21 protein-coding genes are annotated in these 25,609 nt (G+C 72.4%); 10 read left to right on the top strand and 11 right to left on the bottom strand.

Annotated features, from left to right (window positions below):
• Nucleotides 1-13 precede the first annotated feature (13 nt).
• Together OG444_RS36350 and OG444_RS36345 are read left to right on the top strand one after the other, a co-directional pair.
• A complete protein-coding gene (locus tag OG444_RS36350; RefSeq protein WP_327266122.1) occupies nt 14-490 on the top strand; it encodes a helix-turn-helix domain-containing protein in 477 nt (158 codons plus the stop codon).
• Nucleotides 487-1,065 carry a toxin gene (locus OG444_RS36345; protein ID WP_327266121.1) on the top strand — a complete coding sequence of 193 codons (579 nt, stop codon included), beginning with the start codon at nt 487-489 and terminating at the stop codon, nt 1,063-1,065. The genes OG444_RS36350 and OG444_RS36345 overlap by 4 nt, the downstream gene beginning before the upstream one ends.
• A 36-nt stretch (nt 1,066-1,101) precedes the next feature.
• Here OG444_RS36345 and OG444_RS36340 read toward each other — a convergent pair whose 3' ends face one another.
• Nucleotides 1,102-4,461 (bottom strand): aminotransferase class I/II-fold pyridoxal phosphate-dependent enzyme, encoded by a 3,360-nt coding sequence (locus OG444_RS36340; protein WP_327266120.1) that lies wholly within the window; start codon nt 4,459-4,461, stop codon nt 1,102-1,104.
• A gap of 19 nt (nt 4,462-4,480) precedes the next feature.
• Nucleotides 4,481-5,422, bottom strand: coding sequence for an NAD-dependent epimerase/dehydratase family protein (locus OG444_RS36335; RefSeq protein WP_327266119.1), 942 nt, complete (start codon nt 5,420-5,422; stop codon nt 4,481-4,483).
• A gap of 91 nt (nt 5,423-5,513) precedes the next feature.
• On the opposite strand from OG444_RS36335, the gene OG444_RS36330 reads away from it, so the two are divergent.
• The 5 genes from OG444_RS36330 to OG444_RS36310 all read left to right on the top strand — a co-directional run bounded on the left by OG444_RS36330 (nt 5,514) and on the right by OG444_RS36310 (nt 13,316).
• Nucleotides 5,514-6,461: a cyclase family protein gene (locus tag OG444_RS36330; RefSeq protein WP_327266118.1), complete on the top strand. Its 948-nt coding sequence runs from the start codon at nt 5,514-5,516 to the stop codon at nt 6,459-6,461.
• A 101-nt stretch (nt 6,462-6,562) separates the two neighbouring features.
• Complete coding sequence (locus OG444_RS36325) at nt 6,563-9,364, top strand: SpoIIE family protein phosphatase (RefSeq protein WP_327267040.1); 2,802 nt, start codon at nt 6,563-6,565, stop codon at nt 9,362-9,364.
• A 123-nt stretch (nt 9,365-9,487) separates the two neighbouring features.
• Nucleotides 9,488-11,065: a sugar ABC transporter ATP-binding protein gene (locus OG444_RS36320; RefSeq protein ID WP_442810706.1), complete on the top strand. Its 1,578-nt coding sequence runs from the start codon at nt 9,488-9,490 to the stop codon at nt 11,063-11,065.
• Entirely contained in the window at nt 11,062-12,138 is a 1,077-nt protein-coding gene (locus OG444_RS36315; RefSeq protein WP_327266116.1) for an ABC transporter permease, read from the top strand. Before OG444_RS36320 ends, OG444_RS36315 begins: the two co-directional genes overlap by 4 nt.
• Before the next feature lie 41 nt (nt 12,139-12,179).
• Nucleotides 12,180-13,316: a substrate-binding domain-containing protein gene (locus OG444_RS36310; RefSeq protein WP_327266115.1), complete on the top strand. Its 1,137-nt coding sequence runs from the start codon at nt 12,180-12,182 to the stop codon at nt 13,314-13,316.
• Between the two features lie 65 nt (nt 13,317-13,381).
• On the opposite strand, the gene OG444_RS36305 is transcribed toward OG444_RS36310, so the two are convergent.
• Together OG444_RS36305 and OG444_RS36300 are read right to left on the bottom strand one after the other, a co-directional pair.
• The gene (locus tag OG444_RS36305; protein WP_327266114.1) at nt 13,382-14,116 is read right to left on the bottom strand and encodes an NPP1 family protein; all 735 of its coding nucleotides are present in this window, start codon (nt 14,114-14,116) and stop codon (nt 13,382-13,384) included.
• 558 nt (nt 14,117-14,674) lie between these two features.
• Nucleotides 14,675-15,541, bottom strand: coding sequence for an SDR family NAD(P)-dependent oxidoreductase (locus OG444_RS36300; RefSeq protein ID WP_327266113.1), 867 nt, complete (start codon nt 15,539-15,541; stop codon nt 14,675-14,677).
• Between the two features lie 88 nt (nt 15,542-15,629).
• Here OG444_RS36300 and OG444_RS36295 point away from each other — a divergent pair, with 88 nt between their 5' ends.
• Complete coding sequence (locus OG444_RS36295) at nt 15,630-16,094, top strand: MarR family winged helix-turn-helix transcriptional regulator (protein ID WP_327266112.1); 465 nt, start codon at nt 15,630-15,632, stop codon at nt 16,092-16,094.
• Between the two features lie 24 nt (nt 16,095-16,118).
• Here OG444_RS36295 and OG444_RS36290 read toward each other — a convergent pair whose 3' ends face one another.
• Nucleotides 16,119-16,760: a TetR/AcrR family transcriptional regulator gene (locus tag OG444_RS36290; RefSeq protein ID WP_327266111.1), complete on the bottom strand. Its 642-nt coding sequence runs from the start codon at nt 16,758-16,760 to the stop codon at nt 16,119-16,121.
• A gap of 64 nt (nt 16,761-16,824) precedes the next feature.
• Here OG444_RS36290 and OG444_RS36285 point away from each other — a divergent pair, with 64 nt between their 5' ends.
• Entirely contained in the window at nt 16,825-18,438 is a 1,614-nt protein-coding gene (locus tag OG444_RS36285) for an FAD-binding oxidoreductase (RefSeq protein ID WP_327266110.1), read from the top strand.
• 89 nt (nt 18,439-18,527) lie between these two features.
• On the opposite strand, the gene OG444_RS36280 is transcribed toward OG444_RS36285, so the two are convergent.
• The 6 genes from OG444_RS36280 to OG444_RS36255 all read right to left on the bottom strand — a co-directional run bounded on the left by OG444_RS36280 (nt 18,528) and on the right by OG444_RS36255 (nt 24,465).
• Nucleotides 18,528-19,415: a geranyl diphosphate 2-C-methyltransferase gene (locus OG444_RS36280; RefSeq protein WP_327266109.1), complete on the bottom strand. Its 888-nt coding sequence runs from the start codon at nt 19,413-19,415 to the stop codon at nt 18,528-18,530.
• Between the two features lie 15 nt (nt 19,416-19,430).
• Nucleotides 19,431-20,780 carry a family 2 encapsulin nanocompartment cargo protein terpene cyclase gene (locus OG444_RS36275; RefSeq protein ID WP_327266108.1) on the bottom strand — a complete coding sequence of 450 codons (1,350 nt, stop codon included), beginning with the start codon at nt 20,778-20,780 and terminating at the stop codon, nt 19,431-19,433.
• A gap of 104 nt (nt 20,781-20,884) precedes the next feature.
• Nucleotides 20,885-22,297 (bottom strand): family 2B encapsulin nanocompartment shell protein, encoded by a 1,413-nt coding sequence (locus OG444_RS36270; RefSeq protein WP_327266107.1) that lies wholly within the window; start codon nt 22,295-22,297, stop codon nt 20,885-20,887.
• A gap of 285 nt (nt 22,298-22,582) precedes the next feature.
• Complete coding sequence (locus OG444_RS36265; protein WP_327266106.1) at nt 22,583-23,191, bottom strand: GNAT family N-acetyltransferase; 609 nt, start codon at nt 23,189-23,191, stop codon at nt 22,583-22,585.
• Nucleotides 23,184-23,801 carry a hypothetical protein gene (locus OG444_RS36260; RefSeq protein ID WP_327266105.1) on the bottom strand — a complete coding sequence of 206 codons (618 nt, stop codon included), beginning with the start codon at nt 23,799-23,801 and terminating at the stop codon, nt 23,184-23,186. The genes OG444_RS36265 and OG444_RS36260 overlap by 8 nt, the downstream gene beginning before the upstream one ends.
• Complete coding sequence (locus OG444_RS36255; RefSeq protein ID WP_327266104.1) at nt 23,791-24,465, bottom strand: TetR/AcrR family transcriptional regulator; 675 nt, start codon at nt 24,463-24,465, stop codon at nt 23,791-23,793. Before OG444_RS36255 ends, OG444_RS36260 begins: the two co-directional genes overlap by 11 nt.
• 142 nt (nt 24,466-24,607) lie before the next feature.
• On the opposite strand from OG444_RS36255, the gene bla reads away from it, so the two are divergent.
• Nucleotides 24,608-25,528: a class A beta-lactamase gene (gene bla, locus OG444_RS36250; RefSeq protein WP_327267039.1), complete on the top strand. Its 921-nt coding sequence runs from the start codon at nt 24,608-24,610 to the stop codon at nt 25,526-25,528.
• The last annotated feature ends 81 nt before the right edge of the window (nt 25,529-25,609 follow it).

Here is a 25,609-nt window from a genome sequence, read left to right as displayed (position 1 = left end):
AGGAAGGTTCACCATGACCGGGACTGAGAACGACGGCGAGAGCGGCTCCGGGACCGGCAGTGCCGAACGTCCCCTGCTCGCGGTGCGCCTCGACGACCTGTTCAGGACGGTCCGCCCCAAGGGCAGGCACTGGACCAATGCCGAGGTCGCGGACGAGCTCAAGCGGGTCAGCCCCGACCTCAAGGTCGGGGGCGTGTACCTGTCGCAGCTGCGCACGGGGAAGCGCTCCAACCCGTCGCCCGACCTCCTGTCCGCCCTGGCCCGCTTCTTCGGCGTCTCGGTGGCCTACTTCTTCGACGACAAGGTCGCCGAGTCCGTGCTCGGTGAGCTCGCCGCCATCGAGGCGTTGCGGCAGTCCGGGGTCCGCGCCGTGGCGATGCGGGCGGCCGGGATGAAGAAGGAGAACCTCCAGGCCATCACGGCCATCATGGACCAGTACCGGCAGATGCAGGGCCTGCCGCCCGTCGCCGACCCCTCCGAGCCGGGATGAGGGGCGCCCGCAAGGAACGGTCGGCCGACCAGGACCGCCGCAGCCGGCTCAAGAAGCTCCGGAAGGCCGGCGCGCAGCGGATCGCCGAGCTCGGCCTGCCGAAGGTGGCCGATGTGGCCGAGCTCTGCCGCCACCTCGGTGAGGTGCGCGACCGGCCGATCACGCTGGTCCCGATGCAGATGCCCTCGTCGCATCCGTGCGGCATGTGGGTCGCCGCACGCGACGAGGACCTCATCTTCTACGACGCCAACACCACCGGCGCGCATCAGGAGCACATCATCTTGCACGAGCTGGGCCACATCATCTGCTGCCATCGAGGCGCGGGCGGGCTGGACGAGGCGGCCGCCCGCCTCCTCTTCCCCAACCTCGACCCCCAACTCGTACGCGACATGCTCCTGCGCGCCACCTACGACGACGTCCAGGAGCAGGAGGCGGAGATCATCGCCTACCTCCTCTCCCAGCGGATGGACGACGCCGGGAAGCGGCACGACCCGGAGCCGGCCGCGGAACCGGGCACGGACGGCAATCCCGCCAGGAGCGCGACGCTCAGCCGCATCGAACGCACGCTGATCTGACGCGGCGATCTGACGTGGTGATCTGACGTGGCTCCCTCATCGCCCGGTGGCCGCCACCTCCTCGGCCAGGATCGACACGGCGCGCCGGATGTCGTCCGCGCGGTGTTCGGCGGTGATGAAGAACCGCAGCCTCGACAGCCCCTCCGCGACGGCGGGGTGGAAGATCGGGTCGGCGACGACGCCCCGGGCGAACAGTGCGTCGGCGACGCGCAGGGTCCGCTCCGAGTCGCCGAAGATGCACGGAACGATCGGGGTGTCGGCGCTGGTGCCCGTCGCCAGACCGGCCGAGGCGGCCAGTTCGAGGAAGAGCCCGGAGTTGCGCCGGAGCGCGCGCACCCGCTCCGGCTCCGCGATGAGCAGCTCGGTGGCGGCCAGTGCCGCGGCCGCGTTGGGCGGGGTCAGGCCGACGCTGTAGACGAAGCCGGGGAGCGTGTGGCGCAGCCAGCGCACCATCCGTGCCGAGCCGCCGAGGTAACCGCCGCAGCTGGCGAAGGCCTTGGAGAGGGTGCCCATCCACAGGTCCACCTCGGATCGGTCGACGCCGTGGAACTCGCCCACTCCGCGCCCGCGTTCGCCCACGGTGCCGATGCTGTGGGCCTCGTCGACCATCAGCAGGGCCCCGTAGCGCTTCTTCAGCTCGATCACGGCGGGCAGGTCGACGAGGTCGCCGTCCATGCTGTAGGCGCCCTCGACCGCGATCAGCACGCGCCGGAAGCGGGACCTGTTGAGCCGCAGCATGTGCTCCAGCTGGCCGATGTCGTTGTGGGCGAAGGGACGTCGGGCCGCCCCGGACAGCGCGCAGCCCTGGAGGATGCTGTCGTGGGCGAGCGCGTCGTGCACCACGAGGTCTTCCGCGCCGACGAGGTGTCCGATCGCGGTGACGTTGGTGGCATGGCCGCTCACGAGCGTCAGGCAGTCGCCGACGCCGAGGAAGTCCGCCAGCGCCCGCTCCAGCCGTACGGTCAGGTCCCGTTCGCCGGAGAGCACGCGGCTCGCCGAGACCGAGGTGCCGTACCGCTCCACCGCTCGGTGCACGGCTTCGTTGACCGCCGGATGACCGGACAGCCCGAGGTAGTTGTAGCTGCCGAAGGACAGGAAGGCGCGGCCCGCGATGACGGTCGTGTCGCGGACGTTGCCCTCGTGGACCCGGAAGTACGGGTTGTCCGCGCCGCTGTCGGTGATCCAGCCGAGGCGTCGTTCCAGCTCGCCGACCTCCGGGAACTCGTCGATGTCGGCCGTGCCGGCGCTCCATTCGGCGGGCCCCGGTCCGGTCGCCGCTCCGGCGGGGGCCGCCGCGCTCCGCGTCCGGTCCGGATCGACGAGTTCGACCAGCCGGCCGACCGTGAGTTCGCGGGAGAACAGCTCCTCGGCCCGGAAACCCGGTATGCGCCTGCCGATGTTGACTTCGAGCTCCTGCAGCATCAGGGAGTCGAAGCCGAGGTCGGCCACCAGCAGCAGGTCCTCGCCAAGCTCGGAGAGCGGGAAGACGCCGGCCCGGGAGACCTCTTCGAGCACGACGGAAGCGGCGGAGGCGGAGGAGACGGCCGCTGCGCCGGACGCTCCGTCCGACCGGCTCACGGCCGGTGCGACGGGCTCCGTGACGACCGGATGCGGCACGTCCCGCGCCGATTCGTCCACGACCCAGTGACGGCGCGGGGCGAGTGGGCTCGGCGGCAGGGTGCACGGGGGTGTCCGCACCCCCGTGGGCCGGGGCGCCGGGCCGGTGGCGTTGTGCTCCGCGCGGCCCTCCGCGCGGCCCTCCGCGCGGCCCTCGCTACGGCCCGCCTCGGTCAGCCGGGCGACGGCGTCGGCCGTGTCCCGCACCACCACGCGGAGGTGTTCCGTGAGGGGCGTACGGCGCGCGAGCGTGTCCGCGACCGCGGCCAGCGGGGGCCGGTCTGCTGCGATGGTCTCGGCGAGCTCCCGGGCGTGGCGGGCCAGCCCTTCCCGGTCGCGCGCGCTGAGGAACAGTACGTGCGGCGCGCCGTCGGCTGCGACGGGTGCTGCCGGGGCCGCGGTGCACTGCTCCACCACCAGGTGGACACCTGTGCCTCCGAAGCCGAAGGCGCTCACCCCCGCCCGGCGCGGACCGGCGCGGTCCGGCCACGGGGTCGGGGCCGTCGGTACGGTCAGCCGCGCGGCGACGAGCCCGGAGCGATCGGCGAGGTCGCAGTCCGGCTGCGGGGGTATCACGCCCCGTTGCACGGACAGGACCGATTTGATGAGCCCGGCGATCCCCGCGGAGTTCAGCGAGTGCCCGACCACGGCCTTCACGGCTCCGAGGTAGGCGGGTTCGGCTCCCTCACCGCGCAGTTCGCGCAGGACGGCGAGTTCGACGGGGTCGCCGACCGTGGTCCCGGTGCCGTGCGCCTCCAGGTAGCCCACCGCGTCCGGAGCCAGGCCCGCGTCCCGGTAGGCCCGGCGCAGCGTGCGCAGCTGCCCGGCCGCCTGCGGGTGCATGCCGCCCTGCACGGTCCCGTCGTTGGCCGTTCCCACACCGCGGATCACCGCGTAGACCCGGTCACCGGCCGCCAGGGCGTCGGTGAGGGGCCGCAGCACCAGTACCCCCGCCCCCTCGCCCAGGACGAAGCCGTCGGCCCCGGCGCCGAAGGGCAGGCACCGTCCGCTGCGCGAGATGGCGCCGATCCGGCACAGCCCGACCAGCAGGTCGGGGGTGAGTACCAGTTGGGCGCCGCCCGCGAGGGCGATGCGGGAGCGGCCCGCGCGCAGTGCGTGCACCGCGTTGGCGACGGCCATGAGTCCGCCCGAGCACGCCGAGTCCAGGGCGTAGCTCTCGCCGTGCAGGTCGAAGACGGAACTTATCGTGTTCGGGCCCATGTTGAGCAGGAGCCCGGCCACGGAGGTGCCGCTCAGCCCGTCCACCGCGCGGACCGAATCCGGCAGGCGGGGGTGGGCGATGCGCGCCCCGAACTCGCCACCGGCCAGCTGGCGCATCCGGACCTGCAGGGTGCTGAGCTCTCGGTAGCCGCCCTCGGTGAGAGCGGTGATCACGGAGGTCTCCTCGCGGTCGAAGCCGTCGGCTTCCCACCCCGCGTCCTGGATCGCCTCGCGGGCGAGGTCGATCAGCAGCCGGGCCTGCGGGTCCATCGCCCGGGCCCGGCGCGGCGGGATGCCGTAGTGGGCCGCGTCGAAGTGGCCCACGTCCGGCAGCAGCGCCATGGTGTCCGTGTACGCCGACGAGGTGTCACGTAAGTTGTCGCTGAGGAAGGCCGCGGAACGCCAGCGCGCGTCCGGGATCGCCCCGAACTGTGGCTGCGGGTCCGTCAGGAGCCGCCAGTACTGGTTCACATTGCGCGCTCCCGGGAACCGGCACGCCATCCCCACGACGGCGATGTCCTCCCGCCGCGGGCCCCTCGGGTCCTCTATGTGGTCCATGCCCGTCCCGTCACGCACGTCATCCGCCGGTCGCCAGTCGCTCCCGCCACCAGTCCACCGTCGCCTCGACCTGCTCGTCGACGGGCGTGGCCGCCGCCGTGAACGCCTTCTCGTAGGCGCTCGAGTCCACGATGAACGGGCGGTCGAACTGGTAGCGGACTTCCTTCAGTTCACGCAGCAGCGGGGAGACGAGCGACGCCACGCCGACCACGGCGGACGGGAGCCTGCGCACGGCGACCGGCCCCGTTCCCGCTCGGGCCGCGAGGCGGTCGACCATCTCTCCTACGGACAGAGCCGGTTGGGTCGGCACGTGCCAGGCCCGCCCCCACGCCCGCTCCTCCCCCGCGACCTCGGCCAGTGTCCTGGCCACGTCGGGGAGGTACGTCCAGCTGTGCGGGGCGTTCGGGTCCCCCAGCGTGGTGACCGGCTTGCCGCGCAGCAGCGGCGGCACGACCCGTCCGGCGAGGTGGCCGCCATCGGTGACGCCGGGTCCGAAGAAGTCCGACGCGCGCACCTCGACCGCTCTGATCCGGCCCTGCTCGTGCAGTGACCGGGCCTGCTCCCAGACCGCGGCGCGCACCCGCCCCTTGGGGCCGGTCGCCGCGAGCGGCAGCTCCTCGGTGAGGGGACCGTCCACCGGGCCGTAGCCGTAGAGGTTGCCCAGCATGACCAGTACGGCCCCGGTCGCCTCGGCCGCGGCGCACAGCGACGAGGCCAGCGGCGGCCATTGGCCCACCCACTGGTGGTAGGGCGGCGCCGCACAGCTGTGGAGGGCGGCCGCGCCCCGCGCCAGGTCGGTCAGCCGCCCGGAGTCGGTCGCGTCCAGCGCTACGTGCTCGATTCCCGGTTCCGGGCTTCGCCCCGATCTGGTGACGACCCTTACGGTATGGCCCTGTTCGGCGAGAATCCGGGCAGTGGCTGCGCCGGCCGGTCCAAAACCTATGACGACATGAAAGCTCACGTGCGCACACTAGCGCGAGCGCCCGGCGCCCCCGGCCGGGTAGATCGCGTACCGGCCAGCGCGCCGACGCGAACCGCCGGACACTGGGCACATGGGCAGCAACCCCGCCGAGGGCCCCGCGAACGGGCCCGCCGTCTCCCGGGAGGACTTCGACGCGCTGTTCGAGACGGTCCGTACGTGGGGCCGGTGGGCGGCGGCCGATCGCGGCGCCTGGAACCGGGTGACGGCGGAGCACGTGCGCAGGGCCACCGCCACGGCCCGCTCCGGCACGGTCGTCCCGCTGGGCAGGCCCTGGGACACCCGCCCCGGGCCTGACAACACGAAGCCCGCCCTGCACCACATGTCGGAGCTGGGGGACGTGGAGCCACCGGAGCCGTCGGTCTACAAGGACTTCCTCGCCGTGGACTACCACGGCAAGGGGGTGAGCCACCTCGACGCGCTGTCACACGTCGCCTACCGGGGGCGACTGTACGGCGGCCGCGCGGCGCGCGACGAGGTCGATGCCGCGGGAGCCCGCTTCGGCTCCGTTTCGGCACTCGGCCCGCTGGTCACGCGGGGCGTCCTGATCGACCTGCCCGCCGCCCTCGGGATCGAATGGCTGGAACCGGGGCGTGCGGTGCACGCGCGGGACCTCGTCGCCGCGGAACGGGCACTCGGCGTGACCGTCGGCGACGGCGATGCGGTGCTGCTGCGCTCGGGAGCCTTGCGCAGGCGCCGGGAACTCGGCCCCTGGAACCCCGACGTGGCGAGCGCGGGCTGGCACGTGGACGCCGTGCCCCTGCTCGCCGAGCGCGCCGTCGCACTGCTCGGCGCCGACGGGGACAGCGACGTACGGCCCTCCCCGGTCGAGGGGCTGCACTCCCCCGTCCACGCGCTGGCGGTCGCGGCGATGGGCGTACCGCTGCTGGACAACCTCGACCTGGAACCGCTGGCCGCCGCTTGCGCCGAAGCGGGACGGTACGCGTTCATGCTCGTCGTGACGCCGCTGAACGTGCCCGGCGGGACGGGTTCGCCCGTCAATCCGGTCGCGATCCTGTGAAGGCGGCACTGTTCCCTTCGCTCCCCTGCTCATTGCCGAAACGTGAGGAATATACTCAAATCTGGCGATCGAGGGTGCTCCGGTGAGGGGAAGTGATGCACATGGGGGTCGTCGGGGACCGCATCGGCCCCGTGCGTTTTCGTGACCGGTTCCTGCAGGGCGAGTCCGTCGAGGGGAGCGTGAGAAGTCCGATCCTGAGCTCGTGGCAGCGCAGCCGTCTGCTGGGGCTGTCGCCGGACCAGCTGGATCTCCCCTTCAAGCAGGACATCGACCCGGACGGTCCCCTGCTGCGGGCGGCCGAGCCCGTGCTCGACCGGCTCCAGTCGATCTTCGCGGGCAGCCGGACCAACATCAGTCTCGCCGACGGTCACGGCATGGTGCTCGCCCGCCGTTTCGGCGAGAAGTCCATGCTCAGGCAGCTCCCCCCGATCCAGATCGTTCCCGGGTTCGTCTTCGCCGAGCAGGTCGCCGGCACGAACGGCATCGGGCTCACCCTCGCGGAGCGGCGACTGTGCCAGGTCTACGGCGCCGAGCACTTCGCCGAGCGGTCCCAGTCGAGCGCCTGCACCGCCATCCCCCTGCGCGACCAGCTCAGCGGGCACATCCAGGGCGTCCTGTGCCTCGGCTACCCGTACACCGAGGCGGACCCGGCGCTGATCCCCGTGGTGCGCAAGGCCGCCGAAGCCATCGAACGACGGCTGATGGACCAGAGTTCGGCTCGCGAGCACGGCCTGCTGCAGGCCTACCTCGACGCCGCGAGCCTGGCCCGGACCGGCGAGTACGGCTTCAACGGACACCCGGTCGGCATGGACGAGTTCCTCCAGAGCGAACTGGAGCAGAGCGATCAGACGACCCTCAAGGAGAAGGCCACGGAGCTGATGTCCGCGGACCGGCGGGCCGCCGCCGAGGTGCCCCTGTCCCGCGGCCGATGGGTCACTCTGGTCAGCCGCCCCGTGACCAGTGCCTCCGGGGTGGAGGGCGTGGTCGTCGAGGCGCTGCTCCCCGAGGACTCGGAGCGGCACGCCCCCGGCCCGGACCACACCCACGCCCCGGCCGCCGCGCCGCCCGGACCGCACCCCCTCGTCACCCCCGGTCCCGGCCCCGCGACCGTCCGCGTACACGGCGCAGCGCGCGCCGACGGGCCGGCCGGCGAGCCGTCCGGCGACCCCGCCCGGGGCAGGGTCAGAGGGCTCGTGCTGGTGGGCGAGCCCGAGGTGGGCAAGTACGCCGTCGCTGCGCGGCGGCGTCTGGAACTGCTGGCCGAGGCCAGCAACCGCATCGGCACCACGCTGGACGTGAGCCGCACCGCCTGGGAGCTCGCCGAGACCGCGGTCCCGAGACTGGCCGATTTCGTCACCATCGACCTCCCCGAAGCCGTACTGCTGGGCGAGGAGTCCCCCCGCCCCACCACCGAGATGCACCGCACGGTCGTCCACGGAATCCGCCAGGACTGCCCCTTCTACCCGGTGGGCGCCCGGGTCAGCCTGCGCCCCACCACGCCCCACATGCGCGCCGTCGCCACCGGCCAGCCCGTGCTGGAGCCCGATCTGAAGGCCGCCTTCGGCTGGATCGCCCAGGATCCCGCACACGCCGAACTGCTCCTCGCGCACAACATCCACTCCCTCATCACGGTCCCCCTGCTCGCCCGCGGCGCCATCCTGGGCGTCGCCTGCTTCTACCGCTCGCAGGACCCCGCCCCCTACGGCGACGACGACCGCTCGCTGGCCCAGGAGCTCGCCGCCCGCGCCTCCCTCTGCATCGACAACGCCCGCCGCTACACCCGCGAGCACACCCTCGCCCTGTCCCTGCAGCGCAGCCTGCTCCCGCGCGGCCTCCCCGAACAGAGCGCGGTCGAGGTGGCCCACCGCTACCTGCCCGCCGAGTCGGGGGTGGGCGGGGACTGGTTCGACGTCATTCCCCTGTCCGGCGCCCGCGTCGCCCTCCTCGTCGGCGATGTCGTCGGCCACGGACTGCACGCCGCCGCCACCATGGGCCGGCTGCGCACCGCCGCCCGCAACTTCGCCGAACTGGAACTCGCTCCCGACGAGCTCCTCACCCACCTGGACAACCTGATGGTGCGCCTCGACCGTGAGGAGGGCGGCGACCAGCCCGGCTCCGGCAGCACCGGCATCGTCGGCGCCACCTGCCTGTACGCCATCTACGACCCCATCTCCCAGCAGTGCACGATGGCCCGGGCGGGCCATCCGCCGCCCGCGCTGGTCCGGCCCGACGGCACGGTCTCGCTCCTCGACCTGCCCGCGGGTCCCCCGCTCGGCCTCGGCGGCCTGCCCTTCGAGTCGGTCGAGTTGCGGCTCCCCGAGCACAGCCAGCTCGTCCTGTACACCGACGGGCTCATCGAGGACCGCCACCGCGACCTCGACGTGGCCCTCGACGCGCTGAACCGCGCGCTCGCCCACCCCGACCGCGCCCCCGAGGAGACCTGCCAGGCGGTCCTCGACTCCGTCGCACCCGACCACCCCTGCGACGACATCGCGCTCCTCGTCGCCCGCACCAACGCCGTGCCCCCGGACCGGATCGCCACCTGGGACCTGGCCGCCGACCCGGCCCTCGTCTCCGAGGTCCGCGCCGCCTCCGTGCGCCAGTTGAGCCGGTGGGGGCTTGAGGAGTCCGCGTTCGCCACGGAACTGCTGCTCAGCGAGCTGGTCACGAACGCCGTCCGCTACGGCACCGCGCCCATCCGGGTACGCCTCATCCACGACCGCAACCTGATCTGCGAGGTGCACGACGCCAGCAGCAGCGCCCCGCGCATGCGTCTGTCGGCCACCACCGACGAGGGCGGCCGCGGCCTGTTCCTCGTCGCGCAGCTCGCCGAGGCCTGGGGCACCCGCTACACCACCGAGGGCAAGGTCATCTGGGCGGAGTGCACCCTGGCCGCGGCCTGACCCCCGATCGTTCGCCCATCGGGGTCACAGGGCGCGGCGACATGCCGGGAACGGACGCCCATATCCCCGTAGAGTGCCCCGTACCGTCGGGAAGAACTCGGAGGCCGACCCCCGGAGAAGTCTGTGCATGACGCTCCCGACACCTGGGCGAGTCCATCCTCGCGATCCGGTGCCGCACCCCTGGTCCGGATGCGCGGCCTGAGCAAGCGGTTCGGCGGCACCGTCGCGCTCGCCTCCGTCGACCTCGACATCCACCGCGGCAGCGTCCTCGCGCTGCTCGGCCCCAACGGGGCCGGGAAGTCCACCCTCATCAAGGTGCTCGCCGGGGTCCACCACGCCGACGAGGGCGAGGTCACGGTGGCCGGCCATCCCCTCGGCAGCCACGCGGCGGCCCGGAGCATGTCCTTCATCCACCAGGACCTCGGTCTCGTCCCGTGGATGACGGTGGCCGAGAACATCGCCCTGGGCACCGGCTACCCCCGCCGCCGCGGACTGATCTCCTGGCGGCGGACCCGGGAGCGCTGCGACGCCGCCCTGCGGATCGTCGCCGGCCATCTGGACGCCGACGCCCGGATCACCGGCCTCGCCCCCGCCGAGCGCTCGCTCGTAGCCATCGCCCGCGCGCTGGCCACCCGCGCCGAGCTCATCGTCCTCGACGAGCCGACCGCCACCCTCCCCGCCGCGGACTGCGCGCGGCTCTTCGACGTACTGCACACCCTGCGCGACCGCGGGCACGGCATCCTCTACGTCAGCCACCGGCTCGACGAGGTCTACGAGGTCGCCGACACCTTCGCCGTCCTGCGCGACGGACGGCTCGTCGACCGGGGCCCGCTCGCCGGCCACAGCCCGGCCCGTCTCGTGCGGGCGATCGTCGGCCACACACCGGCGGGCCGGGCGCCCGCCACACCGCCCGCCACACCGTCCGCCGCCAGAGAGGCCGACACCGGCGCGCCCCTCCTGAGCCTCGACCGGGTGCGGACCGTGTCCACCGGGGAGATCAGCCTCGACCTGCGCGCCGGTGAGGTCCTCGGCATGGTGGGCCTGACCGGTGCCGGCCACATGGAGCTGGGGCGCGCCCTCGCCGGCGCGCGGCCGGTCCGGGGCGGGCTGGTACGGCTCGCCGGGCGGCCCTACCACCCCCGTACGGTCCACGCCGCTCTCGCATGCGGCGTCGGCCTCGTGGCGGCCAACCGTCAGGAGGAGGGCTGCGCCGCCGACCTGACCGTACGGGAGAACTTCCTGGCGAACCCCCGCGCGTCCGGCAGGCCGGCGACGCACTGGATCAGCCCCCGCCGCGAGCGCGCCGAGGCCGCCGCCCTCATCGACCGGTTCTCGGTGCACCCCCGCGACAGCGAGGTGCCGATCGCCACCCTGTCGGGCGGCAACCAGCAGAAGGTCATGGTCGGCCGGTGGCTCCGCGGGCACCTGCGCCTGCTCATCCTCGAGGAGCCGACCGCCGGGGTGGACGTGGGCGCCAAGGCCGGCATCCACCGGCTGCTCGACGACGCCCTGGCTTCCGGCCTCGCGGTCCTGCTCATCTCCACCGACTTCGAGGAGGTCGCGGACGTGTGCCACCGCGCGCTGGTGTTCGTCCGCGGGACCGTGAGCGCGGAGCTGAGCGGTGCGACCCTCACCGTCGCCGAACTGACCCGCACCGCCTCGGCCATGCCCGCGATCACCGGCACCGCGACGGACCGATGACCATGCCGCCCTCGCCGTCGCCGTCGCCGTCGCCGCGAACCCTGCTGGACCGCCTGCGCGGTCACCACATCGGCACCTACGGCCTGGTGGCCCTCGCCGTCCTGCTCTTCCTGGTCTTCTCCCTTGTCCTGCCGGGCACCTTCCCCACCCGGGACAACGTCTCCTCGATCCTGTTCAACCAGTCGATCCCCGCGATCCTGGCGCTGGGAGCGACCATCCCCATCGCCACCGGCAAGTTCGACCTGTCCATGGGCTACGGCCTCGGCCTGGCCCACGTGATGGTGATGCAGCTGATCGTCCACACGGGCTGGCCCTGGCCGCTCGCCTGCCTCACCGTGGTCCTCGGCGGGGCACTGGTCGGCGTCCTCAACGGCGTCATCGTCGAGTACGTGCGGATCGACTCCTTCATCGCCACGCTCGGCACCGGCAGCATGATGTACGCCGCCACCGGCTGGATCACCGACGGCTCCCGGATCGTCCCCGGCCCGGACGGCCTGCCCGCCGCCTTCACCGGCCTCTACGACTCCCGGTTCCTCGGCCTGCCGCTGCCCGCCTACTACGTCCTGGCCCTCGCGGCCGCGCTCTGGGTGGTCCTGGAACGGCTGCCGCTCGGCCGGTACATGTACGTCATCGGCTCCAGCCGGCGCACCGCCGACATCATCGGCATCCCCAGCCACCGGTACTCCGTCTACGCCTTCGCCGGATCGGGCCTGGTCGCCGGGCTCGCCGGGGTCCTCCTCGCCGCCCAGCAGCAGACCGGCAACCCGAGCGTGGGCCTCGACTACCTGCTGCCCGCCTTCGTCGGCGCCCTGCTCGGGTCCACGACGATCAAACCCGGCCGCGTCAACGCCCTCGGCACCGTCGTGGCCGTCGCCGTCCTCGCCATCGGGCTCGCCGGCATCGGCCAGCTCGGCGCCGATTTCTGGGCCACGCCGCTGTTCAACGGCGCCACCCTGCTCATCGCCGTCGGCCTGGCCGGTTACTCCGCCCGCCGCCGGCTGCGGGTCGGCGCCACCCCGTCCGGCCGGCCGCCCGCAGAGCCGTCCGCCGCACCGACGAAGGACACCCCCTAGGAAGTTCGTACGCGCACCGCGTCAGGAGCACCGTGTACCCGATGGCCCCGCACCGCAGGACTCCCCTCACGACCGCCGCACTGCTGACCGCGGCCGCCGCCCTCGTCGCAGGTTGCGGGAACGGCGTCCCGACCGGCGCCGCGCCTCCCGCGGCGGGCTGCCCCACCGCCCTCGCGAGCGCCATCTCGGCCGTCGCGCAGGCCGAGAACACCGACACCGCCTGGCACGGCCCCACGACCGGCCCCGCCGCGGTGCCCGGCAAGTCCATCGTCTACGTCGCCCAGACCATGACCAACCCCGGTGTCGCGGGCGTCGCCAAGGGCGTCGAGGAGGCCGCGAAGGCCATCGGCTGGCAGGTCCGGGTGATCGACGGGGAGGGCACTCCCGCCGGGATCCAGGCGGCGCTCAGCCAGGCCATCACGCTGAGGCCCTCGGGCATCGTCATCGGCGGCTTCGATCCCCAGCTGACCTCGCGGCAGATGGCGCGGGCCGAAGCCGCGGACGTCCCCGTCATCGGCTGGCACGCGGTGGGCACCCCCGGCCCGAGTACGAAGCCCAAGCTGTTCACCAACATCACCACGAAGGTGGAGGACGTGGCGAGGATCAGCGCGGACTGGATCATCGCCCGTTCCCGGGGCGATGCCGGAGTCGTCCTCTTCACCGACGACTCGATCCCGTTCGCCAGGAACAAGTCCGAGCTGATCCGCAAACAGCTCGCCACCTGTTCCGGCGTACGGCTGCTGAGTTACGAGAACATCCCCATCCCGGACGCCGGAAGCCGTACCCCGCAGACGGTCTCCTCGCTGCTCTCCCGCTTCCAGGACGACTGGACGTACTCGGCCGCGATCAACGACCTGTACTTCGCCGACGCGGCCCCGGCCCTGCGGGCGGCGGGGAAGCCGGGCTCCGGGCCGCCCTTCAACATCGGCGCGGGCGACGGGGACCCCTCCGCCTTCCAGCGCATCAACAGCGAGCAGTACCAGGCCGCCACCGTTCCCGAACCGCTGAACCAGCAGGGCTGGCAGATCATCGACGAGTTCAACCGCGCCTTCAGCGGCGGGCCCGCCAGCGGGTACGTGGCGCCCGTGCACGTCGCCACGGCCGGGAACAGCAAGGGCGCCACGTCCTGGGACCCGTCCGGGTACCGCGAGGCGTACCGCAGGATCTGGGGCGGCTGACGACACGCCGGACGGGCACCGGTCCCGCTCGGAGCGGGGCCGGTGCCCGTGTGGCGCACCGGGCGCTACTGGTACGGGTCGAAGGGGATGCCGGCCGGCTTGGCCTCCGCCAGGTGGGACGCGAACGAGCCGTCCTTCAGCCCGAAGTGCGCACTGCCGAAGTCCGCCTGGGTGAGCTTGTCCCGCAAGGTCGCCGGGTAGCCCGACCACCCGACGAGCGTGGGGAACTGCCAGGCCCGGCGGTGGTTCTCGGGCGGCTCGTCGTTGGTGTTCGCCGCACGGAAGCAGTGCGTGCCGATGCCGTCCTTGTGGTAGACGATCTTGGGGTGGGTGCCGTCCCAGCGGATCTGATCGCGCGAGTGGATGTTGAAGTCGCCGTGGGCGGAGGTCGCGACGTACTTGGCCTCGTTGCCCTGGATCCACACGACCACGTGCTCCCAGTCATGGCGGTGGCCGCCCAGCTCGATGCCGGGCAGGGCCTGGTCCTTCTCGAAGTAGAGCGCGTACACGACGGCGCACCAGCCGTTGTTGCAGGTCCAGCGGGAGTAGCCGTTGGTGTTGGCGAGGTCCGAGGCGTCCCGGCAGTTGCCGTTGAGGGCGCCGGTCGGTTTGAGTCCGCCGTTCAGAACTCCGGTCGGTCCTATGGCGGGTGTCGGGTAGCAGCCGTCGGTGTCGTAGTCGTAGGCCGGCTGGTAGGTCAGCTCGATCGCCTCGGCCTTGCCGGGGAGCGCCGGGGGCGGCGCCGCGAAGGCCGTCTGGGGAACGGCGATCACCACCGCGAGGGCGGCACCGACGACCATGGTCGCTCTCCTGATGTGACGGTTCGTCCGCAAAACAGGCCTCCTGGCCGCCGGGTGCGAGGGTGGCGGCCAGATCAGGACCGAGCACCGTCGACCGACACGCCGGGAGCATCATTCGCGAACCGGAGCGGCACAGCAAGGGGCCGGACAGACTCCGTACCTTGCGTGGTGAAGGATCGTAAAAGCCTTGAAGGCAAGGAAAATTGACTGAATGTCAGAGATGGAAGCGGCGGCGGGACGACGGCCCGACCGGCGAGATGTGCCGACCCCCTCGCGCGGCACGGACGGGCGCCGCCGCACCGTGGAGCACAGGGAGCGGCGGCGTACCGTCACACGGCCATCACCCGAGTGCGTTCATCAGGATGATGGCCATGAGGTCCAGCAGGATGACGGCGATGACAACGCCGATCATGAACCAGGCTCTGCGCGATTCGTCCATGCGTACGGGTCACCTCCCGACCGGGGGCGGGCCACCGCGCGCGGTCCGGGGACCGCACGGGGGACTCGTCCACCTCTGGCCATGATGACCCGGTTCCGCGCGGAGCACAGGTCGGCGGGTCAGGCGACCCAGGTTCCGGTCATGCCGACGACCGCGGAGCCGTCCTGGTCGGCCAGCTTGTTGCCGGTGAAATCGCGGGCCCACTGCGAGGTCTGGATGCGGAACGCGGGCCGGTCGACCGTGAGCGCCTCCATGACGGACTCGGCCGCACCGTCCGGAGTCTGCGCGCCGTCCAGGAACCGGCCGACCGTGCGCTCGACGTAGTGGCGCAGCGCGTCGGAGTAGGGGCCGGCCGCGGCGATACGGGCTTCGAGGTCCAGGCCGATGTTGTTCACGAACTCGGTCGCCACGGCGCCCGGCTCGATGACGCAGACGCTGACGCCGACGGCGCTCGCGACGGGGGCCAGGCTCTCCATGTACCCCTCCACCGCGAACTTGGCCGCGCAGTAGGCCTCGTTGAACGGCTGGCCGATGACGCCGCCGACGCTGGTGACCGCGATCAGGCGGCCGCCGGTGGCCCGCAGGTGCGGCATTGCGGCCTTGGAGACGTTCAGCACGCCGAAGAAGTTGACCTCCATGACCTCGCGGACGTCCGCGACGGTTTCGAGTTCGAGGGTGCCGACATGCCCGGCGCCGGCGTTGTTCACGACGGCGTCCAGCCGGCCGTAGTCGGCGATCACGCCCTCCACGGCGGCGGCGACGGAGTCCGCGTCGACGACGTCGAGCTGCCGGATGTCGATGTCGACGCCCGCCTCGGCGGCCGCCTTGCGCAGGGCGTCGGCGCGGCCGGTGTCACGCAGGGTGGCGATCGTCCGCCAGCCCGCGCGGGCCGCGGCGATCGCGGCGGCCAGGCCGATGCCGGAGGAGGTGCCCGTGATCAGGACGGTGCGGGAGGGGGTGCCGGGGGTGGCGGGGATGGTCGACATGACGAGGCCTTTCACGAAGGGTGATTTATGTGCGTGCACACACACCATAAAATTATGTGCGTGCGCACGCAAGCTCTAGACTGCCGACATGCCGAAGAAGCTCACCGAAACCGAGAAGCCGGCGGCCGACTACGCCTTCTACGGGCTGGTGTGGGCCGGCACGGTCATGACCGACCGCGTCGACCGCGCCCTGGTCAGGGCGCACGACCTCCCCGTGTCATGGTTCGAGGTCATGCTGTGGCTGGCCTCCAGTCCCGAGCCGGTGCCCGCCTCCGTACTCGGCAACAGCACCCTGCTCAGCCGCAGCCAGGTCTCCCGCGTCGTCGACGCCCTGCAGACCCGGGGCCTGGTGACCCGCACCCCCTCGGCGCGCGACGCCAGGTCGGTCGAGGTCTCCCTCACGGACGCGGGGCGTACGGTGTTCGCCGAGGCCGACGCCACCCGGCGCGAGGCCCTGGCCCCGGTCTTCACCGAGCTCCTCGACGAGCGGGACCTGGAGGCGCTGGGCACCGTCTGGCGCAAGCTCAAGGCCGCGAAAGACGCACCGGCCTAGCAGGCCCAGCAGGCCTGGCGGCCCTCAGCCGGAACGCCCGTCCGGGGTGAGGGTGGCGGCGGCCGCGAAGAGGCGGGCACACCGCTGCGTCATGGCCTCCGGGGTCTGCTCCGGGTGCTTGACCCACCAGCGGACGAGGGTGGCGACCAGGTCCCGCCAGACGTACTTGAGCGCGTCCGCGTCCAGCGGGTCGGCGGATCCGGCCGCGCGCAGCAGCTCCGCGGTGCCGCCGGCGGCGAGCCGGTCGATGGCCGCCCAGTACTCCGAGGCCCGGCGGACGGCCTCGCCACCGGGCGGCAGGGTGGTGTCGTAGAGCACGAACCACGCCTCCCGCTGCCCCTCCAGGGCGGTGAAGATGCCGTGGAGCACGCGCAGCGGGGTGTGCGGCGCGGTCCCGCCCTCGCCCATCGCCGCGCGGACCGTCTCCAGCAGCCGGTCCCCGACGGGGACCAGACAGGCGACGTACAGGTCCTCCTTGGTGCCGAAGTACTGGTGCAGCAGCGTCTTCGTGACACCCACCCGCGCGGCGATCGCGGGCAGCGACGCGGCGGCGAAGCCGCGGGTGCCGAACTCCTCGGTGGCCGCCTCCAGCATCTGCCGGCGGCGGTGCTGCCGCGGGACTCCCTTGGTGCCGGCCTTGGAGGAATTCGAGGAAGGGGTTGCCATGAGTGGATATTATCAGTAGGTAATTTACCGCTAGGTAAATTACCTCGACCCCTGGAGCGCCGCCATGGCCGGCACCACCCCGCAGCCGACGTCCCGCACCCGTTCCTGGTGGGGCTGGGGCTGGACGGACGCGCATCCCGACGACGCGGAATGCGCCGCGATGGGCGCCCTGCTCCCCGGCACGCTCAGCCGCCCGCTCCCCGTGCCCCGCGTCGGCGACCTGGGCATCGCCGGCCCCGCCGCAGAGCCCCCGCGGAGCCTCGCCCACCTGGTCAGCGCCGATCCCGGGGACCGCGCCGCGCACGCCATGGGCAAGGCCTACCGCGACGTGGTGCGCGCCCTGCGCGGACGCCCCGGCCGCATCCCCGACCTCGTCGCCCGCCCCACCGGCGACCGCGACGTCGCCGATCTGCTGGACTGGGCCGGTGAGCGGCAGGTCGCCGTCGTCCCGTACGGCGGCGGCTCCTCGGTCTCGGGGGGCGTCGAATACCGCGGCGACGCCCACGGGGCCGTCATGTCGCTGGACCTGACCGCCATGGGCCGCGTCCTGGAGGTCGACACCGAGGGCCGGGCCGCGCGCATCCAGGCGGGCACCCTCGGGCCGAGCCTGGAGGATCAGCTGCGCCCCCACGGCCTCACCCTGCGGCACTTCCCGCAGAGCTTCGAGTTCTCCACCCTCGGCGGCTGGCTGGCCACTCGGGCGGGCGGCCACTACGCCACCGGCCGTACGCACATCGACGACTTCGTGCAGTCGCTGCGGGTCGTCACCCCGGCCGGCACCAGCAGCTCCTGGCGGCTGCCCGCCTCCGGGGCGGGCCCTTCTCCCGACCGCCTGTTCCTCGGCTCCGAAGGAGCCCTCGGCGTCATCACCGAGGCATGGGTCCGCCTGCAGGAACGCCCCCGCCACAAGGCGTCCGCCGCGGTCGCCTTCACGGACTTCCAGGACGCGCTCCGGGCGGTGCGCGCCCTCGCCCAGTCCGACCTCTCCCCCGCCAACTGCCGCCTGCTGGACTCCGGTGAGGCCGCGCTGTCGGGCGCCGCGCACGACGGCAGCTCCGTACTGGTCCTCGGGTTCGAGTCGGCGGACGAGCCGGTGACCGGCCGACTGGAACGGGCCGTCGCGCTGGCCCGCTCGCACGGCGGCCGGTACGGCGGGGCGGACGGGAGCGGCGGCCGCGAGGAGTCCCCGGACGGCGACGCGGCCGTGAGCGCCTGGCGCTCGGCGTTCCTGCGGATGCCCTACCTCCGGGACGGTCTGGCCCGGATGGGCGCGGTCGCGGAGACCTTCGAGACGGCGGCCACCTGGGACCGGATCCCCGCCCTGATCGACGACGTGCGCAGGGAGGTCGGCGAGGCGGCACTGAAGGCCACCGGACACCCGGCGACCGTCAACTGCCGCCTGACGCACGTGTACCCGGACGGCGCGGCGCCCTACTTCACCGTCCTGGCGGCCGGCCGGCCCGGTGACGAGCTGGCCGTCTGGGACGACCTCAAGGCCGTCGCGAGCGAGGTCCTGCACCGCCACCGGGCCACCATCACCCACCACCACGCCGTCGGCCGGGACCACCGCCCGGGCTACGACCGCCAGCGCCCCGAGCCCTTCGCCCTCGCACTGCGGGCCGCGAAGGGGGCACTCGATCCGCGGGGCATCCTCAACCCCGGCGTGCTCGTGGACTGACCGGGTCCGGGACGCCCGGGAGGTCCCCGGACAGCCCGAAGGGCCGGGGCCGTCGGACGACGGCCCCGGCCCGGCGAGGCCGCGCTCGGTCAGACGCGGTCGGCGGCGATCAGGACGTACTGGAAGGAGCCGTCCTTGTACGACTCGATGAACGCCTCCTCGATGCCGGTGACCAGGGAGGACGTGGCCCGCAGCTCCCAGTAGGGCAAGGTCTCGGGGGTCAGGTCGATGACGGCCTGCGGGACGAGACGGTTGTCGGCCATCGCGCGCAGGTACTCGCGGCGGGAGTGGATGTTGCACTCGAAGTGCGCGTTGATCTGCGAGACCCACTTCGAGGGCTGGCCGTAACGCGGGTTCCAGCAGCCGGTGATGGTCACGTACCGGCCGCCGACGGCGAGGACGCGGGAGTGCTCCGCGAAGAGGTCGTGCAGGTCGACGTACATGCTCGACTCGTTGTTCCACGAGCCCGCGGCCTGTCCGGTCTCGAACGGCGTGCCGAGCATGTTGCAGACGCGGGCCCGGACGTGGTCCTCGATGCCGAGTTCCTGGGCGCGCCGGTTGGCGAACTCGGCCTGCTTGGCCGACAGGGTGACGCCCTCGACCTTGCATCCGAAGCGCTGGTGGGCCATGACCATCGAGCCGCCGCGGCCGCAGCCGGCGTCGACGAGGGTGTCGTCGCGCCCGATGGGGCCGAGGTGCTGGAGGAGGAGTTCGGCCTGCGCCGACTCCAGGCGGTGCAGCTCGGCGATCAGCTTCTTCTCGTATGCGCTGTCCGCGGTGTCGCCGAGGGCCTCGTGGTCGATGTCGCCGATGCCGTAGTGGTGGTGGTAAAGGCCGTCGACGTCGCCGAGGCGGAGGTTCACGGGCCTTGCCTCGTGGTCCCAGTAACGGGCGATGTCCCCCTGGTAGGGAGTCACCGGGCTGGGGATGAACACGGAGGAGGTACCGGTGGCGGCGGTGAGATCGGTGCTAGTCATGAACAATTCCCATCTTTACCAGAAATCGGGCAGGCTGTAGCGATACGTGTTGGTCTGGTGCCAGTAGTGGTTGCCGTCGACCCATACGGCCACTCCCCGCAGAAAGCGCTGCACGGTCGGAACGGGGCAGGTGACGGCCAGCTCGGCGGCCGCGGCCTCGAAGTCGCGCATGAGGTCGTTGTGGACCTCGACGGCTTTCAGATAGGCGTCCTGGTCGGAGCAGCCCTCGCGTTCGGCGATGACTACCGGCAGGTTCAAGTGGCGTCCAGGACTGGCCAGTTCCTTGGTGTAGGAGTACAGGTCATTGACGATGGTGGTGGCGTTGCCGGCGAGCGCGATCACCCGTTGCATGGCGGGCTGCGCGTGGAGGTCCGCCGGCAGTTCGTAGCCGCCGACCGAGTCGGTGATGGTGGGGCAGGGGCGGAAGTTGTTGAACTGCCGCATCGCCAGGTACTCCCACACCTCCGGGACGTACTCCGTCTGCGCCCAGGCCCCTTCGGCGAGGTAGCCCATGTGCAGGCGGGCCATGTCGTGCCGGTACCGGTCGGCCTGCGAGGGAGTGGTCGCCTGGAGGAAGTACTCCATGGCGGAGCGGTAGGCGCGCCGTGGCGCGTCCGAGAGCAGCGACGCCTCCCACTGCGGCGCGTACTCCTTCGTCGTGTGGAGCGGGTCGAGGGCCGTGTGGGCCAGCAGCAGGCGTCCGCCGAGGCCGTCGGGCGAACCGCCGTGGTCCTCGCAGTAGCAGTCGTCGACCGCGTTCTCGGCGACCATCAGCCGGGTGGCGAGCATCAGGTGCTCGACGCTGGGTGCGTCCGGATGGCAGGCGACCATGTAGCGCCCGACGGAGAAGCCGTCGAACTGGTCCTCCCAGTCCTCCGGGTACAACGCGACCTCGTCCATGGCCCAGGCCTTGATCCTGCGGCTGAGCTCTTCCACCCGCGCCGGATCGGGCTCCGGCACCGGGTGGTGGTAGAGGCCCGGGATCGGACGGCCGGCCGCCGGCGTGGGCGCACCCGGTGTCCCGGTGGCCGAGGGCGCCGCGGGCTCCTCGCTCCGGCCCCAGTGCAGGCTCGCCGTGCCCAGTCCACTGGGTCCGCGCAGGATCCGCGCCAGGGCGGGGCTCGGCTGCGGCGCGGCGGCCGCGGCCGCACCCTCGTCGAGTACGGGTACGGGTGCGGGCGCGGGGGTCAGTGCGGGCGGCCCCGCGGGAAGAGCGGGCGGGGCGGGCGGCGCAGGACGGGCGGGCCCGGTGCCGGACGGGGGTTCGACGCCGGCGGCGAGGGTGTTGGCGAGAACGTGGGCCCCGAAGGAGGCCACGGCGGCGGGCAGGCTCGACTGCAGAGGGGAAGGCCCAGGATCGGGCATCCGTAACTCCTTGGAGAGGTAAGTGGGCTGTCCCGGATCCCGGGCGTGCTCGGCCGGCCGGGACAGGAGGGGCTTGGGCTGTCGCGGCCGTCGGGCTGGTCCTCTTAGTCCCGCCTGCGGGCGATCTGCACGTTCTCCAGCACACCGAGGGCGTCCGGCACGAGGATCGCGGCGGAGAAGTAGGTGGTGACCAGGTAGGAGATGATCGCCTGCTCGCTGATCCCCATGAACCGCACCGACAGGCCGGGCTCGTACTCCTCGGGCAGACCGGTCTGGCGCAGGCCGATGACGCCCTGGTTGTCCTCGCCGGTGCGCATGACGAGCACCGAGCTGGTGTTCTCCTTGCTGATCGGGATCTTGTTGCAGGGCAGGATCGGGACCCCGCGCCAGGCCGGCACCTGCTGCCCGCCGACGTCGACGTGGTCCGGGTAGAGCCCGCGGGCGTTGAACTCGCGCCCGATCGCGGCGATCGTCCGGGGGTGGGCGAGGAAGAACTTGGAGCCGCGGCGACGGCAGAGCAGCTCGTCGAGGTCGTCCGGGGTCGGCGGGCCGGAGTGGGTCTGGATCCGCTGCTTGAAGGCGGCGTTGTGGAGCAGGCCGAAGTCCCGGTTGTTGATCAGCTCGTGCTCCTGGCGCTCGCGCAGCGCCTCGATGGTGAGCCTGAGCTGTTCCTCGGTCTGGTTGTGCGGCCCGTTGTAGAGGTCGGCGACCCTGGTGTGGATCCGCAGCACGGTCTGCGCGATGGAGAGTTCGTACTCGCGCGGCTTGAGCTCGTAGTCGACGAACGCGCCGGGCAGGTCCGCCTCACCGCTGTGGCCGGCGGACATCGCGATCTCGGCCTCGCCGTGCCGGTTCTGGCGCTGCTGCGGGAGCGAGCTGAACCGGTCGATGTGGGCCTGGAGTTGCGGCGCCGCGGCGAGCACGGAGGCGAAGTCGCCGCGGGAGAGGGTGAGCAGGACGCCGGGGGTCTCGGCGGTGGCCGTGTAGTCCCACGTGGCGTCGGCGTCCAGCAGGGCGTTCTCGCCGAACCGGTCGCCGTCGGCGAGGACGGCGACGGCGACATCGTCACCGTACTTGCCGACGGAGGTCTGGCTGATCCGGCCGTGGGCGATCAGGTGGATCTGGTCGGCGGCGGTACCGCGCTCGACGATCACCTCACCGGCCCGGAAGTCGCGCTGGACGCAGCGGTGCGCGATCGCGGTCAGCACCTCGTCGTCGTCGAAGCCGCGCAGCAGGGCCAGTTCGCCGAGCTCGCGCGGGATCACCCGGACGTCCGCGCCGTCCTGGACGAACTCGATGGTGCCGTCACCCACGGTGTACGTCAGCCGGCGGTTGACCCGGTAGGTGCCGCCCTTGGTCTCCACCCAGGGGAGCATCCGCAGCAGCCACCGGGAGGTGATCTCCTGCATCTGCGGGGCGGACTTGGTGGTGCTGGCGAGGTTGCGGGCAGCCGCCGTGCTCAGGCTGGACTGCCGCGGCGGCTCCAACTGCGCTTCCGGGCTGGTGTCAACGGTCATCGGGCGAGCTCTCCTTCGTAAGGGTGGTGACGGCGGACGCGCGCGTCACCAGGGAACGAGGAAAAAGGGGGCGAATTATCCGGGAATCCGTACAGATCCGGGGGAACAGTAACGGCCGGTACGCCCACTTGAGCCTGAAAATCGTTGGCGTTACCTCGATGCAGTGATCTTGTCCTGCAGGTGGTTTGCCGGGGTTATAGGTGATATTCGGCCTTGCTGACGAACACGGCCGAAACGCGGCGCGGCGGGCGGCCCGGGAGACCGCCCGCCCCTGTCAGCAGGCACCTACGGGCGGGTGTTCGGCCGCCACATCGCGGTCACTTCCAGCGGGCCGACCTGCAGGCGCCGCAGCGTGGTGAAGCCGAAGCGGCGGTAGAGCCGGACGTTCGCCTCGTCGGCGGTGGTGAGGAAGATGCCGCCGGGCGCGGAGGTCTCGGCGATCACGTGACCGAGGAGCCGCCCTCCGGCACCCCGTCCCACCGACTCCGGTTCCACACCGATGAACTCAAGGGTCCAGGCTCCGGGCGGGACTTCGGCCTCGGTGCGGTGCAGGTAGCGCAGCGTCCGCACCAGGGCGCGCGGCCCGCAGCCGGCCAGGGTGCGGGCCGCCCAGGCCGCCCGGGCCGCACCCGAGGGCACGGCGGACGGCGGGGTCAGGAGGGCCGCGGCGACAGGCTGCCCCTGCCGGTCGGCCAGCAGGTGGCGGCGACCGCCGCGGAGCGTGGCGTGCGTGCGCAGCGTGGCGCCGAACCACGCCTGCCGTACGGGATCCGATCCGCCCGAGATCCACGCCATGGCGGGTTCGCGGACGAAGGCGGCGGCGAGCACGGGCGCGCATCGCGCGGGCGACGGTGCGTCGTCGCACTCCAGGTGTCCGGCGTCGGGCTCAGGCATCGCGCCGCCGTTCCATGGGCGCCTCCGGTACGAGGTGACACACCAGGAGCTTGAGGAAGAAGAGGGGGCCGAACCAGGCGAGGGCGGAGGGCACGGGCAGCCAGAACAGGCCGACCACGACGACGGCCGAGTAGAGGGCCATGGCGGCCGGGCGCTTGAGGTGGAGCGGAGTGAACTCCACGGCCACGGCGGCGAGGAGCAGCAGCGCGGTGTTCCCCAGGGTCCAGCCGCGGTCACCGTCGAGCACCACCAGGCCCATCGCGGCCAGGTGCAGCACGTGCGCGCCGACGAAGAGCAGGCGGGCGCGCCGGGCGCCGGGGTCCCGGCGGTGGTACCAGCGCTTGGCGGAGTTGGTCGCGTTGGTGAGGATCCCGCCGAGCAGGTCGAGGCCGATGAGCACGACCACGGCCGACTGCAGGGCGGACCAGTCGCGGTGGATGCCCGACGACCACACCCCGGCGGCGAGCAGCACGGCGCACCCGCCCGCGCCGACGAGTTCCACCACCGACTCGGAGCGGGACTTGCCCGGCCCCATGAAGCGCTCCAGCCGTCCGAGCACGCCCGGGGGCGTGGGCGGTATCTCCCAGTGGATCTCCAGATCAGTGCGCACGCCCGAGCCCTCCGTCCGTTCCACCGCTCCACAGCCCGCGCAGCAGGCTCCACACCTGTTCGCTCCCGGGCTCGGCGGCCGGCGGCTGCGTCGTGGTGGGGTACGTCGTTGCCGGGTGCGTCGTCAGCTGCGTCGTCGTCGGGTGCGCCGCGCGCAGTGCGCTCAGCGCCCATTCGTCGGCCGCCCGCATGACAGCCGCGGTGGCACCGGCCAGCAGCGCCCGGTCCACGTCCGTCCGGATGAACCCGAGCCGCTGCCCGTCCTCGACCACGGCCTGGAACCAGCCGAGCCAGGCACCGCCCCGGGCCCGGCCGACGGCGGCGTCGGCGAGGGAGAGATCATCCGGATGGTCCTGCAGATGAGCGACGAGGGCGCGCGTTCCCGCTTCCAGCCGTACCCAGAACTCCGCCTCGTCGCGGGCCGGGGTCCACGGCCCGAGGACACCGAGGAGGCGGTCCAGTACGTCGTCGAGCACGGCGGCGAGCAGGTCCTCGCGGCCGTCGAAGTACTGGTAGGCGGCGGTCTTCGAGAAGCCGGCCGCCTCAATGATCTTGTTGTAGGAGGCGGATTCGGGTCCGTGCTCGGCGAAATGCGCGCGGGCGACGCCCAGGATCGCCTCCTGTCGCTCGGCCGGCAGTCGATGGAATCGAGGGAGCGGAGTCATGGACCAACGGTACACACCAGCAGTGTGTACCACCAGTACACTCTCCCTCCTTCCCTCCTCCGGGGAACCGAAATGATCACGTTTGACGTCTTCGCGATCACATGGCCGGCCAGGAAGAGGAGAACCCGACGTGAACACCCCGATCCCGACCACGGGCGCATCACCCTCCCGCCGTGCACTGCTGACCGTGGGGGCGGGGGCCGCGCTGGCCGCGTCCCTGCCGGTGGGCACGGCCCGTGCCGCATCGTCGTACGGCGAAGCAGGCGGTGTCGTGGCGCAACTGCGCGGACTGGAGCGCGAGTACGGGGCACGGCTGGGGGTGTACGCACGGGACACCGCCACCGGCAGGACCGTGCTCCACCGGGCGGACGAACTGTTCCCCATGTGCTCGGTGTTCAAGACGGTCGCCGCGGCCGCCGTGATGCGGGACCTCGACCACGACGGCACGTACCTCGCCAAGCGCATCCACTACACCCTCCAGGACGTCACCGAAGCGGGCGGCGGAGAGATCACGAAGCTTCCCGAGAACATCGCGGGTGGCCTGACCGTGGCGGAGCTCTGCTCCGCCGCCATCGCCCAGAGCGACAACGCGGCCGCCAACCTCCTGCTGCGCGAGCTCGGCGGCCCCACCGCGATCACCCGCTTCTGCCGCTCGGTGGGGGACCGTACGACCCGGCTCGACCGCATGGAGCCCGAACTGAACTCGGCCGAGCCGGATCGGGTGACCGACACCACCAGCCCCCGCGCGATCGGGCGGACGTACGCACGGCTCACGCTCGCGGACGCCCTGTCCTGCGGGCACCGGGAGCAGCTGACCCGGTGGCTGCTGTCCAACACCACCAGCGGCGAACGGCTCCGGGCCGGCCTGCCCAAGGACTGGGCCGTCGCGGACAAGACGGGCGCCGGGTCGTACGGGACCAACAACAACGTGGGCATCGCCTGGCCCCCGGGACGCCCGCCCGTGGTCCTGGCCATCCTCAGCACCCTGCCGGAGGCGAACGCACCGCGCGACAACACACTGATCGCCAGGACCGCGAAGCTGCTGGCGGACGCGCTCGCCTGAGGCCGGGGCGGGGGCGGGGGCGGGGCCGCAGGCAGCGGAACCACCCCCGCGGCCCGCTGTCAGTGCCGCCCGGCACACTGG

The organism is Streptomyces sp. NBC_01232, from assembly GCF_035989885.1.
GTDB lineage: Bacteria > Actinomycetota > Actinomycetes > Streptomycetales > Streptomycetaceae > Streptomyces.
The sequence above is the reverse complement of the archived record's forward strand: the minus strand, read 5'-3'. Positions and strand labels throughout refer to the sequence as shown.